This window comes from Oceanobacillus sp. FSL K6-0127 (genome assembly GCF_037983385.1).
Taxonomy (GTDB): domain Bacteria; phylum Bacillota; class Bacilli; order Bacillales; family Amphibacillaceae; genus Oceanobacillus; species Oceanobacillus profundus.
In genome coordinates, this window is sequence record NZ_CP150287.1 from 3,640,434 (window position 1) to 3,661,819 (window position 21,386).

14 protein-coding genes and 1 pseudogene are annotated in these 21,386 nt (G+C 37.5%); 6 read left to right on the forward strand and 9 right to left on the reverse strand.

The window, feature by feature from the left end:
- Positions 1 to 25: 25 nt before the first annotated feature.
- The 7 genes from MHH64_RS17960 to MHH64_RS17990 all read right to left on the reverse strand — a co-directional run bounded on the left by MHH64_RS17960 (position 26) and on the right by MHH64_RS17990 (position 10,643).
- Positions 26 to 1,492 carry an ABC transporter permease gene (locus MHH64_RS17960; RefSeq protein WP_095310787.1) on the reverse strand — a complete coding sequence of 489 codons (1,467 nt, stop codon included), beginning with the start codon at positions 1,490 to 1,492 and terminating at the stop codon, positions 26 to 28.
- 405 nt (positions 1,493 to 1,897) lie between these two features.
- Positions 1,898 to 3,571, reverse strand: a complete 1,674-nt coding sequence (locus MHH64_RS17965) for an SLC13 family permease (protein ID WP_095310789.1) — start codon at positions 3,569 to 3,571, stop codon at positions 1,898 to 1,900.
- An 80-nt stretch (positions 3,572 to 3,651) separates the two neighbouring features.
- Positions 3,652 to 4,350, reverse strand: coding sequence for a response regulator (locus MHH64_RS17970; RefSeq protein ID WP_095310791.1), 699 nt, complete (start codon positions 4,348 to 4,350; stop codon positions 3,652 to 3,654).
- Positions 4,351 to 4,354: 4 nt separating this feature from the next.
- Complete coding sequence (locus MHH64_RS17975) at positions 4,355 to 5,950, reverse strand: ATP-binding protein (protein ID WP_339316425.1); 1,596 nt, start codon at positions 5,948 to 5,950, stop codon at positions 4,355 to 4,357.
- Between the two features lie 373 nt (positions 5,951 to 6,323).
- Complete coding sequence (locus MHH64_RS17980) at positions 6,324 to 7,928, reverse strand: glutathione ABC transporter substrate-binding protein (protein WP_340002128.1); 1,605 nt, start codon at positions 7,926 to 7,928, stop codon at positions 6,324 to 6,326.
- Positions 7,929 to 8,010: 82 nt separating this feature from the next.
- Positions 8,011 to 8,976: a dipeptidase gene (locus tag MHH64_RS17985; protein WP_095310797.1), complete on the reverse strand. Its 966-nt coding sequence runs from the start codon at positions 8,974 to 8,976 to the stop codon at positions 8,011 to 8,013.
- Positions 8,977 to 9,065: 89 nt separating this feature from the next.
- A complete protein-coding gene (locus MHH64_RS17990) occupies positions 9,066 to 10,643 on the reverse strand; it encodes an acyl--CoA ligase (RefSeq protein WP_095310799.1) in 1,578 nt (525 codons plus the stop codon).
- Positions 10,644 to 10,771: 128 nt separating this feature from the next.
- On the opposite strand from MHH64_RS17990, the gene MHH64_RS17995 reads away from it, so the two are divergent.
- On the forward strand, positions 10,772 to 12,142 hold the full coding sequence (locus MHH64_RS17995; protein WP_303447583.1) for a hypothetical protein: 1,371 nt from the start codon (positions 10,772 to 10,774) through the stop codon (positions 12,140 to 12,142).
- Positions 12,143 to 12,224: 82 nt separating this feature from the next.
- Here MHH64_RS17995 and larE read toward each other — a convergent pair whose 3' ends face one another.
- Complete coding sequence (gene larE, locus MHH64_RS18000) at positions 12,225 to 13,058, reverse strand: ATP-dependent sacrificial sulfur transferase LarE (RefSeq protein ID WP_095310803.1); 834 nt, start codon at positions 13,056 to 13,058, stop codon at positions 12,225 to 12,227.
- Positions 13,059 to 13,251: 193 nt separating this feature from the next.
- Here larE and MHH64_RS18005 point away from each other — a divergent pair, with 193 nt between their 5' ends.
- The 4 genes and pseudogenes from MHH64_RS18005 (at position 13,252) to MHH64_RS18020 (ending at position 17,378) form a co-directional block, all read left to right on the forward strand.
- The gene (locus tag MHH64_RS18005) at positions 13,252 to 14,094 is read left to right on the forward strand and encodes an ABC transporter ATP-binding protein (RefSeq protein ID WP_095310805.1); all 843 of its coding nucleotides are present in this window, start codon (positions 13,252 to 13,254) and stop codon (positions 14,092 to 14,094) included.
- A complete protein-coding gene (locus tag MHH64_RS18010; protein WP_095310807.1) occupies positions 14,027 to 14,782 on the forward strand; it encodes an ABC transporter permease in 756 nt (251 codons plus the stop codon). The genes MHH64_RS18005 and MHH64_RS18010 overlap by 68 nt, the downstream gene beginning before the upstream one ends.
- A gap of 87 nt (positions 14,783 to 14,869) precedes the next feature.
- A complete protein-coding gene (locus tag MHH64_RS18015) occupies positions 14,870 to 15,826 on the forward strand; it encodes an ABC transporter substrate-binding protein (RefSeq protein ID WP_095310841.1) in 957 nt (318 codons plus the stop codon).
- 561 nt (positions 15,827 to 16,387) lie between these two features.
- Positions 16,388 to 17,378: pseudogene (locus tag MHH64_RS18020) on the forward strand (GTPase).
- 541 nt (positions 17,379 to 17,919) lie between these two features.
- On the opposite strand, the gene MHH64_RS18025 reads toward MHH64_RS18020, so the two are convergent.
- Positions 17,920 to 19,050: a DUF2515 family protein gene (locus tag MHH64_RS18025; protein WP_340002129.1), complete on the reverse strand. Its 1,131-nt coding sequence runs from the start codon at positions 19,048 to 19,050 to the stop codon at positions 17,920 to 17,922.
- Between the two features lie 171 nt (positions 19,051 to 19,221).
- Here MHH64_RS18025 and shc point away from each other — a divergent pair, with 171 nt between their 5' ends.
- Complete coding sequence (shc, locus tag MHH64_RS18030; RefSeq protein ID WP_340002130.1) at positions 19,222 to 21,111, forward strand: squalene--hopene cyclase; 1,890 nt, start codon at positions 19,222 to 19,224, stop codon at positions 21,109 to 21,111.
- Positions 21,112 to 21,386 lie beyond the last annotated feature (275 nt).

Below are 21,386 nucleotides of genomic sequence, written 5' to 3' on the forward strand. Positions count from 1 at the left end.
TCTATTAATGAGCGTAACCCCTCTATTACATCAGTATTTTCTTCGGATTTAGCCTTACAATATAAATTAGCGGGATAACCGTTGAAATTAAAATAGTTAACAGACCAATTCCATAGAAGCCCAGAACATAGCTTGAGTTAAGATTTACCTCATAAGAGTCTATGACATCCTCTGTTGTCAAATCTATTTGTGTATCACCAAAATAAATATACTCTTCATAATACTCATCTTGATTCTCATTAGCTTTCATCATCATATCAGATACCTGTCCAGCTAAGAGATTCCCGCTAAACAAGGATAATGTGATACCAATTACTGCAACCACCATCACTTCAATTAGAATTTGCCCTACCACACGGATCCGTCGTTCTCCTAAGGATAAGTAAATGCCCAGTTCGCGTTTCCGGTCCCGGAGGAATAGTAAAACTACTAATCCAGTTATCAGCACCGTTGCAATTACTGCAACAAGCAAAACATATTTTGCTAGTTTGGACATCGACTCCATTGGTCCTGCGATGCTATCGTATTGATCCGTAGCATTGATTACAGTATAAAATTCGGGCAGCAATGGAGCTACCTCTTCTTCAAATGCTTCACTATCTTCAGGGCTGTTTAAATAAAACATCGGTGTGTAATATTCGAAAGAGTCCCCTTCTTCTTCCATCATTTTTGCAAATTCTTCATCCTCTTTCATATATTCTTCCATATGATATCTATTTTCGCTGGCGACAATCTCATTTGGAACATATACTGTATTTTGATACTCTATGTCCATCCAATCTATCATACCGGTATCTGAGTCTACTTCTATATCTTCTTTAATTGACTGCGGTTCAAATAAGCCAATTACTTCCAATACGACATCTCGAGAAGTGACTACATCCTCTTCACCTGTTTCTTCATCATACGTATAGACTGCATTCTCTAATGTAAAAGTATCACCTATATTTAGATCATTTTTTTCTGCCAATTTAGTTGAGATGATAGCTACAGAAGTGCCATTGTCCACTTCATCTTGGGTAAAAACGCGACCATCAACTAATTTACCCTTCTGTTCTTCAAAATCAATCACGGGAGCATAGTTAATTCCATTCAGCTTAAAGTCCATGCTGGGGCCCATCATAACTACTTCATCTTCCGTCTCTTCACCCTGATAGCTCTCAATGCTCTCTGACCCTAGATAGGTAGACGTATTATAATCAAAGTATTTCACATAGGAAAGCGCACCAATTTGTTTTATCAAATCAATGTCTATGTTTTCAATCTCTAGCCACTCTTCCTCGCTTAGATCTTCCACTGCTTCATGATCGAGCTCGAGCGTTGCGGCAGTTCCCAGTCTATCTTTAATATTCGTTTCTACATTACCAGTTGCCTGTTGAATAGAAATTGCTCCTGATATTAAATTTCCTAAAATAAAAATAACTGCTAATAAAATTAATGATTTCCCTTTTTTTCTTGTAATACCTAAAAACCCACGTTTAATAAAATTCATTCCAAACCCCCTCACTAAAATAATTCCACTTTTGCCAATAAATCCACTTAATAAATATATGTATGATAGATGTTATTCAAGGCTCCCTTGGAAGCTAACTCTCACCTCACTCTATTTAATTGTATTATTTTTGTAATATAAATGTATTATATTCGTAATACACCAGAAAAACAACTAATATTTTTAAAAAAATCCATAATTTGTATTTACTTATAAATTGGATAAAATTACCATTTCCATCATAATCAATTTTACAGAAACCTCTCCTAGAAACTAGCAAACTCTGTATTTGATAATATATTGTCCTAAGACAAATGAATGCATAAAAAATCCTTCTAAGATTTCTACTATCTTAGAAGGATTTTCTTAAGTTACACCATACTTGTATTACTTCTTTGAATACTATTATTTTAATAACCCCTCTGGGAAGGTTGTTAAATCAATATTAAATATAAGCGGCAGCATAAAATAAGCAAATAAAACAATGAGTATCGTTGAGAACACATTTAAAGCAAATCCTGTTTTTACCATTTCGATAATTTTTAGTTTTCCAGTCCCGAATATAATCGCATTTGGCGGCGTTCCAACCGGCAGCATAAATGCACAGTTAGCCGCAATGGCACATGGAGCCATTAAAGCAAGCGGGTGGACATCAATCGCAACTGCTAAAGCACCTAAAATTGGCATAATCATAGTCGCTGTAGCTGTATTAGACGTGATTTCTGTTAACATCATAATTAATAAAGTTGCACCAGCAATAATGATAAAGATATGGAGACCATCGAGTATTGTAAGCTGTTCTCCTAGCCAACTAGATAAGCCACTTGATTGGAAACCTGCTGCAATTGCAAGTCCTCCACCAAATAATAACAACACACCCCAAGGAATGTCTTTCGAATCAGCCCACTCGAGTACACGCGGACTCGCTTTTGCGGGGATTAAAAATAATAGAACAGTTGCCATCATGGCAATCATCCCATCTGAAATTCCTGGTAATTGGTAAATCAGTGCACTTTCTCCACTCCAGAAAAAGTCTTTTGAAATCCACATAAAAGCGGCAAAAACAAAGACGGCTGAAACAACGCCTTCTTCATAAGAAATTTTCCCAAGCTTCTTTCTCTCGTCTTGGATCAATTCTTTTCCACCCGGTATGTGTTTAAGATTAATCTTAAAAGCAATTTTTGCTAAATAATACCAAGTACTAAGCAGGACTATGATCATGAGTGGTGTTGCAAACAACATCCATGATGCAAAGGAAATTTCGATGCCAAATAGTTCTCTCACCTGTCCGGCAAGTATTATAGTTGGAGGTGTTCCGATTAAGGTCGCAAAACCGCCAATCGTCCCAGCATAACCAACTCCAAAAAGCATTGACTTTTCAAATTTTGGCAAATCTGATCCATCTTTTTGACCTTTAAGTGTAGCAGCTACTTGTGCAGTTATTGCAAGAGCCATTGGAATCATCATCATTACCGCCGCTGTATTAGAAACCCACATCGATAAAAAGGCAGTAGCCGACATGAATCCGAGTAAAATCCGTTGTGTACTCGTTCCAATAACAGCTATAATGAACAGGGCGATTCTTCTATGTAAATCCCATTTTTCCATCGCCGTCGCAATAAAGAAACCACCTAAAAACAAGAAAATAATATCATTTCCGTAAGCTGAAGCAACCGCTGAACCTTCCATACTTCCTGTCAGTGGCAGTAAAATAAGGGGCATTAAGGACGTCACCGGAATCGGAATCGCTTCTGTAATCCACCACGTAGCAATCCATAGAGTAGAAGCTAATACAAACCTTCCTTCTGTTGATAGACCTTCTGGAAAGAAGAAAATTAGTGTTAGCACAAATAACATCGGTCCTAATATTAATCCAACCTGTTGACCTTTTGAGTAAGGTTTTTTCTCATTTGGTTTATTTGGCTTAGCATCTTTTTGATTCAGTTGTTCATAATCACCTGACTCCTTTTTTAAGGCTTGACTGTCTTTTTTAGCATAAGCAAACACGTTAAGTGCATCTTTTGTTTTCTTATGCTGCTGCCACATTTTGTTCCAAACAAGGGCAAAGTCTTGTTTCATCATATCCACCTCTTTTTCAAATATTTGAAAGCGTTTACTACATTATTCATGAAACCAGAAGCTACGTCTAGTTTATTTAATTAAATGAAACCAGCTTCTAAAAAAAGAGGTGCGTCAATTGTAGCTTTATATTTTTGTAAAGGCCGACCTAAAACTTGGTAAATTAATTGTGTTTCGATTAATTTTTCTTCCTCAAAAAAACGCAGGTATTTACGTAAAGATACGTGTGATATGGAACATTTTTCAGCAAGCTCCGTTGCAGTAAGCCAGTCATCGATTTCAATCAAACATTGCATGATACGAAAGGCAGTTTCTTTCGTAATTCCTTTAGGCAGCGTATAGACTTTATTTTGTCCGCCCTTATGAAATAATCGGTCAACTTCTTGCTGCGAAAAAACTTCACTTTTATCTAGCTTGTTCAAACGGTATCGATTTAAAGCTTTTTGAAAACGTTTAAAAGAAAATGGTTTGATTAAATAATCGACAACACCAAAGCGGTGTCCCGTTTGAACCGTTTTCGCATCATTAGCTGAAGTAATTAGGATCACATCCAAATCTATTCCTTCTGCTCGAATTTTTTTCAGTAGGTCGAGACCATTCGTCGTGCCGATATAAACATCAAGCAGAAGTAGATCAGGTTGATGTTGCTTAAGTTTTTTCAATCCATCTTCGAGCGTATGTGTATCAAATATAAGTTCAAAACCGTCTATTTTATTTAAAAATAGACGGTGAAATCTACTAACATCTACATCATCTTCAATCATTGCAACCTTAATCATTTGCTTAGCTCCTTTCTGTATAAGGAATGTGAACCGTAATAATAGTCCCTTTATCTTTTTCAGATAAAATGTCTAATGTTCCATTAAGCAGCTGAATTTTCTTTTTGATATTGGCTATTCCATATCCATGATCACCTTTTTTTGAACTTATTAAAACTTGTTGCTCGCTTGCCGAAAACCCAATGCCATTATCTTCAATCACATAACGCAGCACTCCACCGACTTGCTTTAATGTGAGTGTCAGGTTTTTATGCTCCTTATGCTTCATCGCTTCCCATGCATTATCACAAGTATTACCGATCACCGTAACCCAAGTATCAATGAACTCCGTATTCATGCTTGGCCAAGGTATTCCACTTTGGACATGAACGTTAACCCCCATTTGTTCCATCCAGCCAATTCTTTTAGCTAGATAATGAGCAATACTCACATCTTCAACTAGCTGGCCGACTTGGCTTGCAGCACTTGCTGTTTTCAGATGGTAACGCTCAGATATATCTGCAATATAATCTTTTAATTCTTCATAGGATTCTGTTTCAACCATCGCCTGAATGATATGAAGTTTATTCATAAATTCATGTGTTTCACTTCTTAAGCTATGTGCATACACTTCTGCTCCAATAAGTTGTCTCATTAAGTCATTGAGTTGGCTTCGTTCATTAAAGGTTGCCAGTGCACCGACACATTGATTATTGACATAGATAGGAACTCGAGTGACGATTGTTTCAACATCGCCTCTTTTGATTAGCTCATGGAGGGCAGTAGATTTTGTCTTTATCGCCTCTTGAAGTTTTAACTCTGGCCAAATAAGATCAATAGGAGTATGTTCGAATTGTCCTTGGTAGCCAGTCCGCCTTAAAAATTGCTGGGCTGTATCGTTGGCTAAAAGAACTTCTCCCGTATTATTTATCGCTAACATCCCATCATTAACAGCCTCAAGCATGGAATTTCTTTCTTGAACAGCTAAAGCGATTTCTTTTGGCTCCATGCCATTCAATGTTTTCTTCATTCGGTTAGCGAGATACCAAGCACCAATAAGACCAAGGATTAAACTTATCGCAGTAATCATAATTAAGATAATTTGATTTTCTAAGACAGCTTCTTGAATCGATTTCGTTGCAATCCCGACAGAAACAGCTCCAATTTGATTGCCTTGTTGATCCCAAACAGGATGAAAAGCCCTCATGGACGGGCCTAATGTGCCTATATCTTCTGATGTATATTTTTCGCCATCCAAGACTTCTTCAGCATCTGACCCAACAAAGGTTTGTCCAATTTTTTCACGGTCAGGATGGGTAAAACGAATTTTTTGGTTATCCATTACGACAATATATAGAAAGTCATTTTCTTCACGAACAAGCTCAACGTAATCAATTAATTCTTGATTGGTTTCTCCAACAAGTAGTGAATCTTGAATAAGTGTATTATAAGCAATGTGGCTTGCGCTAATTTGAACCTTTTCGGCTAGATTATCCTTTGTATTTTTGGATTGGTTATAAGCCACAAACAAACTCAATATTAGGAGTGATAGTATAACTATAAGACTAGTAAATAACATCACTTGGCCTTTTAATGAAACTTTCCCCCATAGTTGCTTCATCTGTCACGCACTCCTTTAAATACTGTATACAAGTTATATGAAATGGTGTTTAAGCTAGAGATAGTGACCCAATTTTGATGTATCTCATAACAAAAAAGCATTCTTCTATGATTTATCAATTTTATTTTAATTGGGAAGCTATGCGTATAGGTGCTCTATACGTTTTGTATCTCAAATCAATTGAATTTCTTTTCAGAATAAAGAGCATACGTTTATTAGTATTATACTTTTCAGTATTTGTGTCAACGTTAAGAAAGATTAATGAATCAGGGAATTTAATACCATTTGTCTTGCGTTATTTTTGTTCCATAATAGTACTTTCTCGTAAATAAAAAACTTCCTTCTAAGATATATCACCTTAGAAGGAGTTATGTTATTGTTTCATATATACATCTTTCAGGTTTAAAAGCTGTGTCGGCATTTGCGTTAGACCATTCACGTCTTCATTTACGCCCATTAAATATTCCTGATGATGGATGTAAACCATTGGTGCAATTTCAACTAATAGTTCCTGTACTTGACGATAGAGTTCCAACCGCTCATTGGGATCAACAGTTTGGCGGGCTTGATCTAATAGTTCATCAAGCTCTTCATCTTCGGTAAACGTACGATTCCCAGCATTACCCAGGTTATCTGAATGGAGTAACGGATATAGTCCATTATCTGCATCACCAGTAACCGTTGTCCAGCCGAAGACAAACATATCGTGTTCGCCATTAGCTGTTTGCTCAAGCATTGCTCCCCACTCCAGGATTTCCACTTCAGCAGTAATTCCAATTTCCCTAAGCTGAGCCTGAATATTTGTTGCAGTATCTATCCGCTGGCGATCATCGTTCGTCCAGATAGTTGTTGAGAAGCCGTCTTCGAACCCAGCTTCAGTTAGCAAATCCCTCGCAGCTTCCACATTATAATCAAGACCCGTAACCTCTTCACTATAACCAAATACATTCGGAGCGATTGGACCTTTTGCAGGTATTCCTATACCATCATAAATCCCCTCAATAATTTGCTCTTTATCAATTGCCATTGAGATTGCTTTTCTTACACGTGCATCATCAAATGGTTCCTTTGCCATATTAAATCCCAAATAAGATAATGCAGAGCTTTCTTGGCGTTGAACGGATAAGCCATCTGTTGCTTCGATTTGGCTAACATCTGATGGACTCAGTGGATTTGTAATATCCGCATCACCAGTTTCAAGTTCTGCGATACGAGTTAAATCTTCCGCAACAACTTTAAATGTTACCGAATCTAGTACTGCAGGCTCACCCCAATAATCTTCATTTTTTAACAAGCGTACAAATTGGCCTGGCTGCCACTCATCATAGACAAATGGCCCTGTTCCTTGTGGGTTTGCACTAATGACAGTTCCAGGATTTTCGCCATTTTCCATCGCAGCATAATCTTCTTCAATTTGTTCTTTTGAAATCATCACTCCACCAGGATGTGCAAGATGTGCTGGAAGTGGTGCGAATGGATACGCTGTTTTAAATTGAACGATATAATTATCGATTACTTCTACTTCCGTAATCATGTTGTACATAATCGCTCTTGGTGATCCAACTTCCGAGTCAAGTGTACGATCGATATTTGCTTTCACTGCCTCCGCGTTAAAATCAGAACCATCATGGAATGTGATTCCCTCGCGAAGCTTAAATACCCATGTTGTATCATCAATTTGCTCCCAGCTTTCGGCAAGCAATGGCTGGTTCTCCATATTTTCATCTTGTGTTACGAGTGTTTCAAAGATATTGCGCTGTACATCACTAGATGGCGTATCATTTGATGCAGCTGGATCAAGTGACACCACATCAGATTGCTTGGCAATAATTAAATCGCCACTTTGTGTTGTTTGTCCATCTGGGTTTCCTTCATCTGCATCATCTACATCATTAGGTTCGCTTGCACAAGCAACAAGCGCGATGCTTAGAAAGCCAATTAAAAAGATTAAAATATAAGATTTCTTCCGCATTCTCATGTGCTGTTTTCTCCTTATTCGTTTATGTAGTTTAACTCATTTAATATATCGAAATTAATCTTTAATTTCAAACTTTTGTCACTTATTGAACTGATTCTTTAACCATATGATGTTCTAAAAAGTTTTGATAACTAAAACCCTTAACCTCATCCTCTGAATAATAATGTAGAAGTTTTTCAATAAGAGTTGGATATGACGAAGCATCCTCTAATCCTGTAACAAAGTTTGATATCCCATCGAAGTCCGATCCAAACCCAATATTCTGTACACCACCAAGTGCGCAAATATGCTCAATATGTTTCAGTAAATCATCTATTTGAGCTTCCTCTTTATCTTTATGAATAAAGGGAGGATAAAAGACAACATGAATAAGTCCATTATTGGTAATCAATGCTTTGATTTGTTCATCATCCAAATTCCTAGGGTGATTGCAAATCGCTCTTGCATTGCAATGACTGGCAATTGGATAATCAGCATGCTCAATAATATCCCAAAATCCGTTCACTGTTGAATGTGCAACGTCTGTAAACACCTTTTGAGCATTGTTCAATTGAACGACCTCTTTACCGAACAATGTTAATCCACCGCCACGAGGCTCTTCTGCACCATCCGCGCAAAGATTGGCATTATTCCACGTTAACCCAATAGATAGAACACCAAAGCGATATAGCTGCCGAAGCTTCATTAAATCATTACCAAATGCATCGGCTCCTTCTAATGTCAAGACTGCACCAATTTCTCCTGGCTTCAGGGAAGCTAGTTCGTTCCATTTTTTAATATGCTTCATCTTCGGGTTTTTATTGATAATCTCCGTATGAAATAGATCAATTTGTTCTAAAGCATGCTGCCACTTTTCATCTGATGGTACATGCGGTGGAATAAAGACAGCAAAAAATTGAAGCATGACATTTCCCTTCGTTAAACGGAATAAATTCGTTTGTAATTCAGGGGCTGTACGAAAATCCAGAGATAACTGGTTTCCATATTGCCCTCTTTTCGAAAGCTGCAACTTTAAAAGCGCGTCACAATGTGTATCAACTATTTTCATTTTTTCACACTCCTTTTTCTATTTTATCATGACTAATTCAATGAAATGAACAAAACGAAGAGATTGATCATCTCTTCGTCTTATTGTTTTTATGCATTATTTTTTTCATATTGTCTCAATTCCACCCGGCGAATTTTTCCGGAAGAAGTTTTGGGAAGTTCCTCAATAAATTCAATTTTTCTTGGATATTTATATGGTGCAGTTGACTGCTTCACATGGTTTTGTAATTCTTTTATTAGATTTGGGTTATCCGCATCTTCACGATCTTGCAAAACAATAAATGCTTTTACTACATTCCCCCGAATTTCATCTGGGCTTGCAACTACTGCACATTCCTTTACCGCTGGATGCTTTGTCAATGCATCTTCTACCTCAAACGGTCCAATTGTATAACCAGAGCTCACGATAATATCGTCGTTTCTACCCTCAAACCAGAAATAGCCTTCCTCATCTATTTTGGCTTGGTCTCCTGTAATGTAAAAATTACCTCGTTGCGATTTTTTGGTACGCTCTGGATCCTTATAATATGATTTAAATAATGCTGGTGTATCTAGCGGAATTGCAATATCTCCAACTTTTCCAACAGGAACTGGATTACAGTCCTCATCAATTAGCTGCACACCATTTCCCGGTGTTGGTTTTCCCATCGATCCAGGCTTTACTTTCATTCCTTTTAAAAATCCAAGGAGCAGTGTATTCTCCGTTTGACCGTAGCCATCACGAACGGTAACGCCAAAATATTTTTCGAACTTGTCAATCACTTCACGATTCAATGGTTCTCCGGCAGAAACTGCACTATGTAATGCTGAAAGGCTGTATTCAGAAAGGTTATCCAACTTCGCCATTAGTCTATATTCTGTCGGTGTACAGCAGAATACGTTGACTTGATTATCCTCTAATAAGGTTAGGTATTTTTTTGGACTAAATTTCCCGTTATAGACAAAGCCTGTCGCACCAGAACCGAGTACAGATAAAAACGGACTCCATACCCATTTTTGCCAACCTGGAGCTGCAGTTGCCCAAACAGTATCACCGTTTTGTATACTCAACCAGTTTGCTGGAGCTGTTTGCATATGTGCATACCCCCAACCATGAGAATGCATAACTGCCTTAGGATTACCTGTTGTTCCAGAAGTGTAAGGTAAAAATGCGATATCATCTCTTGTAGTTGCTACCATTTCTAGCTCATCTGATGCATTTTCTTTTATTTCATCAAGCAGACTCCAATCTTCAGCTTTTTCACCAACAGAAAACTTCATAAGTGTTGGATACTCTTCTATAGCTTTGAATTGATCTACATAATCAGCATAACTTACAATAGCCCGTACTTCTCCGTGCGTAATCCGGTATTGCAAATCTTTTGTCCGCAGCATTTCTGAAGAAGGGATAATTATAATTCCTGCCTTTAATGCAGCAAGATACACTTCATAGGTCTCGATAATCCGGGGCATCATGACCAATAACTTATCACCTTTCTTAAGCCCATGTTCAAGAAAAGTATTTCCAATCCGGTTTGCATTTCGCATAAGTACTTGATATGTAATTTCTTTTCTGTTCCCCTGTTCATCTTCCCATATAATTGCCTTTCGATCTGATTCATTGGCGTATTTTTCTATTTCCATCACAATATTATACATTTCCGGTGCAATTAAATGTTCCTTTTTCATTTTATAACCTCCATTTAGAACCTGATACTAACTCCTAATCATTATATCAGAATAGGATTAGAAATATCAAAATTCGAGGATATCGATTAAGTATGGTAAGATAGAATTAACTAGGAGGAGGTTCTACGATGACGAAAATGCAATTTCAAGTCCAGTTGAACAAGAAAAAAATACACCTAACAGCAACCCAGCTTGTTTTCTACAAACAGAGCAAAGTGTTAGAAGCCACCGATAAAAATAGCAACTATTATTATTTGATTTTTTATAAAAATAATTTTATTAACGGGGCAAAACGTAATCAAATTAAAATTAACTCTCATGTTCATCAAGCATTTAAGAATGGTATTCGCTACCTGGGTGAGCATCCAATTACTAGGACTCTAATCAAAAAACAGAAATCCTTCCACCTCATTTCATTTAATCAGCTTTATAAAAGCATTCAAAAAAAATACACAACGCTTGAAACTGCGCTTATCTTTTCCTATTTCGATTCATTTATAAAATTGGAATCCACCCATAAATTATTTAGACAAACATTTTATGAATATCGCAGAAATGGCCAACATTTCGCTGCCTATAAACTGTTGAATTGCTACAGCCTTGCATATCCAAATAATAAATTTGCTCATGATATGCTGCACAACTTGCAATTTCAAACTTATAAACCAATCTATCAAAACATGACAACCCTTTACGAAAAGGACCCAATTTATTTCGAAGCTTCTTTCGAAAGTTTTAAAGGTAATCAAACCTTCCTAAAATTACTCTTTCAATTATATCGTGAGCAAAACCGCCTTCTTGATGAACTTGCAGTAAGAAGTGAATTGCTCCAATTACATGATTCAGAAGAAAACAACTCCACCGTCATATTTCTATTAGAAAACTTCTCTTTAGACGATCAGCTTTTAATTTTACAACAACTAAAGCAGCACGCTGCCATTCGAGAAAAGAGTATGCAACTGCTTTTATCCACTGGAAAGGCAAATGACTTCGTTCACTTCCTATTTAAGACTGATTTCCAACCAACCCCTGAACAAATGGACGCTATTATCACCCGATTTGAGCAAGCTGATTCCGATGTGCTCTCTTCTCAGTATCAATTGTCTAAAACAAGATTGCTTACATTATGCAGCTTCGATGCCCGTATATTAGATAAGTTAGTCACACCATTCGTTACTGCATTTTTTAACCATTATTCTCTTCATGATATTTTAGACTGGACCGAGGCTTTTCGTAAAGCCAATTTCCATTTACCTATCGAACAAAAGCTAAGAAAGATGCAAACAATGACAGAAGACCCCGATCAGCAATTTGCGCTGGGCGAACTCTATGTTCATTTTCAGCAATTAGAAAAATCGATCGACTGCTTCAAATGGGAAATGGAAATGCATCCAAATAATCCAAAGCCAGTGTCGTACTTATCAAAAATTTATAATCAGCTCGGGCAACAAGAAGAAGCTACCGCATACCAACAGTTATTTCTACAGATGAATCGATAATCAGAAACTGGAAATACTCGTATTTGATTAAAAAGAAGAGAACCGTCCGCACCTATTAGGTAACGAACGGCTCTCTTCTTTTTTAACCTACCTCAGTTTCTAATTGCTCTTTCGGCAATACTTCATTCATGCTTCCTGTTCGATAGCCTTTTAAATCAACAGATACATAATCAAAACCTAATGATACAAGTTTTAATTGGATTTGCTCGCGTTGGTTGAGTAAATCTACTATTGAATCTTCTGTAACTTCAATTCTTGCAACATTTTCATGATAACGTACACGTACCATATCAAATCCAAGCTTAATCAGGAAAAGCTCCGCCTCATTAACTTGGTTAATTTTTTGACGATTAATTTCTGTTCCATATGGGAATCGAGATGCTAGACTGCAAGACGCAGGCTTATTCCAAACAGGTACTTCCAATTGCTTTGATAGCTCTCGAATTTCGTTTTTATAAAGGCCAACTTCTTGTAAGACACTGCGTGCGCCTTCTTCCGTTCTCGCTTTCAGGCCTGGCCGAAAATCATCCATATCATCCATTATCATGCCATCCAATACATACGGGTAACCTAGCTCTTCAGCTAATTCATTCAGCCGCACGTAAAGCATTTTTTTACTATGGTACCAGCTGTCTGGCGTATTTGCAACAATTGCTGGATTATCTAATTCTTTCATTTCTGTTTTTAGGACACGTACACCCATTTTTTCAGCAAGCTCTACTGCTCCATCGAATTCCTCTTGTCGGAAAAGCTCAGATGCTACTACTACTGCTAGCACATCGTCACCTAATTCCTGCTGGGCACGCTTTAATAGAAATGAACTGTCCACTCCACCTGAAAACGCAACCATTACACGGCCCATATCAGTAAGGATTTGACCAAGCTGACTGTTTTTTTGATCCATTGAATTACTCATTTGCTTCGCCTCACTTTGTATATAGTTAAAACCATTATAACATAAACAATTCTTTCACTATTAGTTTATCGTCCAAACAAAACACTGTCAATGAAATCGCTTAATAATATTTAGTTGACAAATTTAAGCGTTGGCTACATATTATAATAAAACCTATAATATTACTATGAATTATATAAAGGCGGTGAATATAGTGTATCTCACTTTAAAGGGTGTTGAAAAAAGTTTTCAACATAATACAAACGATAAATTGAAGGTTTTGGATGATATAAGCTTTGATATTGAAAAAGGCCAGTTTGTTTCGATTGTCGGTCCTTCTGGTTGCGGAAAGTCTACATTACTTTATTTAATTTCCGGTCTGGATAAAGCGACAAAGGGCAAAATTGAAGTGGCTGGAGAACCTGTAAATAATCCAGGTCCAGATCGTGTTGTTGTGTTTCAAGAGGATGGGCTTTTTCCTTGGGCAACCGTGCTGGACAATGTAATGTATGGATTACTTTTGAAAAAAACACCGAAAAAAGAGGCGGAACAAAAGGCAAAAGAAATGCTGAAGCTTGTTCATTTAAGCAACTATGCTGGTGCCTATCCGCATCAATTATCTGGCGGAATGAAGCATCGTGTGTCAATTGCAAGAGCTCTTGTTATGGATCCTGATATTTTATTAATGGATGAACCATTCGCTGCATTGGATGAACAAACAAGAATGACGCTTCATCACGAATTACTTGAGATATGGAGAACAACGAAAGTGACTGTTTTATTTGTTACGCATAATATACGTGAAGCAGTGCTTTTATCTCAAAAAGTTATTGTAATGGGGACGCGACCGGGAAAAATTAAAACAACGTTTACTGTTCAAACCACGCAAGACGGAGTAACCCCAGATAGTATTACACTTGATTTGGAACAAAAGATTCTTGCTGCATTAGAAGAAGAAATGGAAAAAGTGCTAAGGGAGGAGCTTGGAGATGATTACAGCTTTAAGACGGGTTCTGTTCATCGGGATTCTAGCGGTGATATGGGAAGTGGCATCTAGACTTTCATCCGTTCCGGACTTTATGTTTCCCGGAGTACTCCAGGTGCTCGAAACACTTTTCACAGGAATTACTGGTGGACAAATAACAGAAGCCATGTTTCGCAGTATTGGGCGACTGCTCTTTGGATTTATTATCGCATCAACGCTTGGACTATTCCTTGGTTATTTAATATGGCGTTTTAAAATTGTTGATGAGACACTAGGATTTCTAGTCGTTGCATTACAGTCCATTCCTAGTATTGTGTGGCTGCCACTTGCAATTGTCTGGTTCGGTCTTGGAGAAACAGCGATCCTGTTTGTTGTCACAATTGGTGCAACGTGGACGATGACCATGAATACGACGAGCGGATTTAAAAATGTACCTACCCTCTATCAACGGGTTGCGAAAACGTTTGGTTCTAGTGGATTTCATTTATTGCGAACTGTGATTATCCCTGCATCCGTCCCACAAATTATTTCTGGCATGCGGTTAGCTTGGGCGTTTTCCTGGCGTGCGTTAATGGCCGGGGAATTACTTGGTGCTGGTGGTGGACTTGGTCATTTACTTGAAACAGGACGTTCGTTAGGTCAAATGGATTTAGTTATATCTGTGATGATTATCATCGCAATTATTGGAACAATTATTGACAATGTTGTTTTCACAAAGCTTGATCGAAGTGTTCAGAAAAAATGGGGATTGTCTTCCTAAAACTTCTGAATCTATGAAACTATGTATTTCATTTGGAGGGGTAAAAAATTGAGTAGATATTCGATTCTGGGCATAGCTTTTACAGCTATGTTGGTATTCTTATCAGCGTGTGGCGGATCTTCAGAAGAAAATGAGACGAATGAAGTAACCATTGGCTACTTCCCGAATTTGACACATATTGCAACAATTGTTGGTTTAGAGAACGGTTATTTTGAAGAAGAATTTGGTGAGGATATTACGTTAAAAACGAAGACAGTAACAAATGGCGGGTTATTTATGGAAGCAATGGCTACAGAAACAATTGATGTTGGTACCGTTGGTCCTGGCCCACTATTAAACATCTATGTAAAGGATCCAAGCTATCACATTATATCTGGTGCTGTAAATGGCGGCGCTGTCTTAGTTGCCGATAACGACAGCGGTGTTACCGAACTTGCTGATTTAGACGGAAAACGCGTTGCAATTCCTGTTATTGGAAGCACACAGGATGTGATGCTCCGTAAAGCACTGCAAGAGGTTGATTTATCACCGACTACAAGTGGTGGAACTGTTGAGTTATATGCAGCTGCCCCCGCAGACACAACCACCCTTTTTTCACAGGATTCCGTACACGCTGCAGCAACACAGGAACCATGGGGGTATGTGCTGGAAACACAAGCGAATGGACAAAAACTGCTTGACTGGGATGAATTCGCATGGGGGAAAGAATCTACGAATACAGTAGTTGCTGCTTCGGAGAATTTTATGGAAAATGACGCATTGACCGAGTCTTATTTAAAAGCTCACCTTCGCGCAGTAGAATTTATCCAGAAAAACCCAGAGGAAAGCCAAGCATTAGTTATTGAGCATTTGAAAGAACTCACAGGACAAGAGCTTAATGCCGATGAAGTAGAAGCAGCATTTAATAACTTGGAAGTTACAACCTCTGTTAATGAGCAAGTGATTCAAGAAATGGCAGACATCAGCTTAGAAGCTGAATATGTTTCAAGCAATAACATTGATGGGATGATTAACCTTTCGATATTAGAAGGACTAAAAGAATAGAGATTTAACATGAAGCTGTTGTGAAGACTTACTATTTACGACAGCTTTTTGTGTTTATTGGAAAGAGAAAGCGAAGTAGCGTGCAATTATGGTTGGAGCACTGCTAATTGAATTTCCGTAGCTGGGGTTGTCAACTTGACTTTCATCTCTGCCTAAAATGTTTTACTAAGTAGATTTTTCACCGTTTTGGTTTCTAATCAGCCGTGATAAGCCTTATCTCGGTCGATTCTTCTTATTTTTTTATTCTCAAATCGGCCGTGACAGCCTTTCTATCGTTGAATTTTCCCTATTTTTTACCCGTTTGCCAGATTGAAACTCCGAAGAACGAGTTCAAGGTGCCTCACTGGTCGCGGAAAGCGACTGCTCGGAACAATCCCGGACGGCGGAAACTGCTCAAACTAAAAAAAACAGAAGTTAGTTCGCATTTTATCTTATCTGCAGCAAACAAAAAATCGCATCGTCAATACAAGAAACTGTTTGAGCCTAATATATTAGCAAGTTTAATTTTTACGTGTCTACACTTCACTAATCTGGTAAAATAATGATTAAGGATGTGATATCTTGACACAATTTAACGATGAAGAATTTGAGAATGCATATAAACAAGAAACAGATCGAATCAATGCCCAGTTGGATAAAGAGATATTATTTGCCATGATTGGGGATGTAAACACTGGAAAATCATCAACGATTAATCGGTGAAGAGGTTGCCTTGGTTGGAGCGAAGCCAGGCGAGACCACAGGAATCGATCGCTATATATATCGTGACAAAATCATTTTCGCAGATACACCTGGTCTGGATGATATTAATCGTCATAACTCGGAAGAAACAATGAAATTTTATAAAAATGCAGATGTCATCCTATTCTTTCTAAATGCAGCCGGAACGGTTTTTTCTGAAGGTGAAAAGAGATCATTTGATATGATTTCAAAGGAAAATAAAAACATCCTTTTTGTTTTAAATAAAATCGATGCAGCAGATGACATACCAAGCCTTATCCAATATGTAAAACAGCACACGAAAAATAAATATAATGTCGTTCCTATTTCTTCTCGAACAGGAGAAAACATTGATAAGCTTCGAAATGAAATAATGGCTATTTTGAAAAAAAAACATAAAGAAATACAATTTGCGAGGCTTGTAAAAGAAAAATCTTCTACGGCTAACAGGTGGATTGTAGCTGCTTCAGGCTCCGCAACTGCTGTTGGGGCTGCTCCAATACCAGGTTCAGACTTTATTCCATTAACCGGAATTCAGGTTGCACTATTGGTTAAGCTAGCAACGCTTTATGAAAAACCACTATCTAAAGAGCGCGCTAAAGAGCTAACGATAGCAACCATCACGGGGAATATCGGAAAAACGCTATTCCGTCAAGTCATTAAATTCATTCCTGGAGCTGGATCTGTGGCAGGCGGAAGCATTGCCGGAGGAATGACGCTCGCTCTCGGATATGCTGTTAAATATGCATATGAGAATGATATTGAATTAGATGCTAACAGCTTAAAATCGTTATACGAGTATTTCCGGAAAAAGGACAAGATTAATTCATAACAAAAGGGCAGCCAGAAAGCTGCCTTTCGTTATGGATGTTTTCCTAATATCCTTTATAATAACTTTGTGCGGTTCGTGGTAGACTTGGTGTCTAAACAATTTTTAATAATTACTCATACCCTTGTATCCTCATTTACCTTTAAAATCAATTAGAAGGACCGGCCCCCTCTGTCAATTTTCTAACCATCTATAAAACCTCCAAATAACGATAAGGAAGAGAAAGTAACCCATAAGAGAGAATTCATGTTTCCAATATACAGAATGAATAAATAAACCATATTGCTCTGCTATTTGTTCTGCGATGTATACAAATAAACTGCAAAGGAAAAGAAAAATGTACCTGGGTAATTTATGTAACCTCTTCAATACAAAAATAATGGTAAGGGAAAATAACGGAAGAATACAAAGCGTGAATAAGATATTTATTGTAAATAGCTCGGAAAACGGACGCCTTGGAAAAGAATACAGACCTGCCCCCACCAGCAAAAGATCTAAATACGTTCCTATAAGTGATGCAAAAATAATGGCAGATAAATAGGTTTTAATTCTGTGATTTCTTCGGTAATAATGCTTCTTTCGCGAGGATTGAAAATTCGATTTTCTCAAGGGTTTTACAATATTCATGATAAATAGCTCCATTTCCTTTAAACATATCCATTTTTAAATAATGAACTACTTTCCAATTCAAATACCAGTCCCCTTTCTCAGCTTCTTTCTGTTCTATATTATTCCATGCGAACTTTAATATGGGACTATATAATTTTGGGGCGTTTGGTTTGATGCAGCAGCTTTTTATTCTTCGCTGGTAAGAGCCTCCTGGTACGGATTCATCAAGATCGTTAAATAAATGTGGCCAAAAGTCTTTTCTTGATCCAGTGTGGGGGTGTTGAATCGCCCACTTATAAATAGATAGATAGTTTTCTTTATCAAAAAGTAATTGATACAAACGTTTTCCCAACAAAATCCGGTTATGTAAAGAGGCAAATTGGTGAATGGTTTGACCAATAATTCTTATCTCCTTTTCATCGATTGATGGAAAAATGATTTGGTTTAAATCCAATAACTCATGCAGTTTATATTCCAGTGTTTCCAGTACAGTGGATTGATAATAAGGATTTTGGATGACTCTTTTCTCCAAATAGCTTTGTTCATTGACAATAAGTGCGGCGGTCAAAAGATGTCGATCTTTGATTTGGTAGAAATAATCCCAAACTACTCTCATGAAAAAGGAGACATGAAACAATGGTAAAAGGTAAAAAAGATTGGTGTTTCTTTTTACACTTTCTTCATAGAGCAGTAATTGCGGATAAATGTCCTGAAAGATTAACCAATTGCCTCGCTCTAAAAAAGTAAAAAAATCCTTCTTTTCCTCCTCAGATAATAGCCTGGATAATAGACTTCCTTTTAAATCGGTCATGTTCCATCCACCATTTCGAGAAACCATATGTCCTAGAAAGGCCCAGTGGATTTCAGGGAACCTTATATAAAATTCTAAGTAGGCATTCGTTCTGGTCACATTATTTACATTTCTTTTTTTCGTTTCACGATGAATGTATTCGAATAATTCATGTTCCACAGCATTTAATTTATTTTCATGAATCGTGGGTCTCGACTTCTTCGTTAATTCCTTTTTTATTGCTGCTAGTTCAGGAGTAATTGGTTGACTGGCCAATTTCTTTGTTAAAAATCCAATGATGGAGCATCACTCCTTTACTAACTATGTTATGGATGTTGATGAGAATAAATGTTGAAAAGTTAAAAAAGCAACAAGCTGTGCTCTAGGATTTTGGAATTTTTACAATAGGGATGGAATAAAATGATATAGCTGTTTGGAGGTGTCATTGTGAAAAGCAAAATAACAGATGAAATCAATCGAATCATCGAGGTATTAAAAGATGATCAATCCTCTGATGGGTCCTGGGATTATCCTTTTGAAACAGGCGTCTCTACAGATGCCTATATGATTATTTTGCTTCGTACCTTGGAAATAAATGATGAAAAGCTCATCCAGGCTTTAGTCGAAAGAATACTTAGCAGACAGGAGAAAAACGGATCCTGGAAACTTTTTTATGATGAAAAAAACGGAAATTTAACTGCTACCGTTGAAGCCTATTATGCACTTTTATATTCTGGTTACCGAAATAAGAATGATAAAGAATTGGAAGCTGCAAGAAGGTGTATTTTGGCATGGGGCGGTATTGAAAAAAGTCATATGCTTGCCAAAATCATGCTCGCTCTAACCGGCCAATATAAATGGCCTAGTTTCTTTCCAATGCCTGTTGAATTTATTCTTTTGCCATTGTCATTCCCTATTAATTTTTTCGATTTTTCCGTTTATGGAAGAACCAACATTGCTCCGATATTAATCTTAGCCGATCAAAAATTTGTGATGAAAACGAATAGAAGCCCCGATCTTTCTGATTTATTCCTTTCAAGGGGAAATGCAGAAAATGACGAATTCTTCCTAAATCGATCTGGGGATTGGCGCTCCTTTTATTCCTTTATTCAACAAGGTATTAAAAATATCCTTGGGTTCCCCGAATACATCCATAACATGGCCATACAACAGACGAAAAAATATATGCTAGACCGAATCGAATCAGATGGGACCTTTTACAATTATTTTAGTTCTACCTTTCTGATGATCTTTTCGTTATTAGCTCTCAGATTTCCCAAAAACGACCCAATCATAAAAAAAGCAGTAGAGGGATTGAAAGGCATGGCCTGTCAAATTGACGGCAAAACGCATATGCAATACACAACGGCAAAAGTCTGGAACACATCCTTAATCAGTTATGCATTACAAGGCGCTGGTATTGCCTGGGACGATCCAATGATCGGGCAAGCAAATAACTACTTACTTTCCCATCAACAGTATCGTTACGGTGACTGGGCGATTCATAATCCAACGAAAACCCCGGGCGGATGGGGATTTTCTGATAAGAACACCTTGAACCCAGATATAGACGATACAACGGTTTCATTACGATCTATCACTGATTTAGTACAACATGAGGTCGTTTACCGACAGGCTTGGGACAGAGGAATCAACTGGATTTTTTCCATGCAGAATTATGATGGCGGCTGGGCTGCTTTCGAAAAAAATGTGGATAAAAAGATTGTAAAGCTTATTCCAATTGAAGGGGCTGAATATTTATTAACAGATCCCTCTTCCGCAGATTTAACAGGTAGGACCCTGGAGTTTTTCGGCAACTTCACCAATTTGTCTAAAAATCATAACGCGATAAAAAATGGAGTGAATTGGCTAAGGAACAATCAAGAAAAAAATGGTTCTTGGTATGGAAGATGGGGAATTTGTTATATTTATGGAACATGGGCAGCCATAACCGGGTTGATTTCAACTGGAGTTGATACCGAGAATTCTTCCGTTCAAAGATCGTTAAAATGGCTGATAAGCATTCAAAATCAAGATGGAGGATGGGGAGAGTCTTGCTATAGTGATATCAACCAAACCTATACACCACTTGGGGTCAGCACATTAACACATACTGCCTGGGCATTAGATACGCTTATTGCGGCATCTGATAATGTCACACCAGAAATATTGGCGGGAGTAAAGTTTTTGCTGGACACTTCAAATAAAAAGGGTTGGACCTTATCCTATCCAGCAGGGCAAGGAATGGCAGGAGGATTTTACATTCATTATCATAGTTACCAATATATTTTCCCTTTGTTAGCATTGAGTCATTACAGAAATAAATTTTTAGAATGACGGGGACAGAGGGTTAGACCCTTTGATCTCTCCGTCCCGTTTTCTCAATTGCGCTAGCTGCTAGAGATTACTATATAGATTTAGATTTTAGAGGCCGATGTAAAACAAGTAGTAAGAGAAAAACCTCTTATCAGGAATTATGATTATATTTTTGTCATAGTTCTAAACTATCCCTCAATTACCCTCATGTTTTAAAAAAACTCCTAGCTCAATAAATTCATTACCGTTATTTTCCCTATTAAATTTCCTCTTATAATCAATTTATTTTCTTCTTG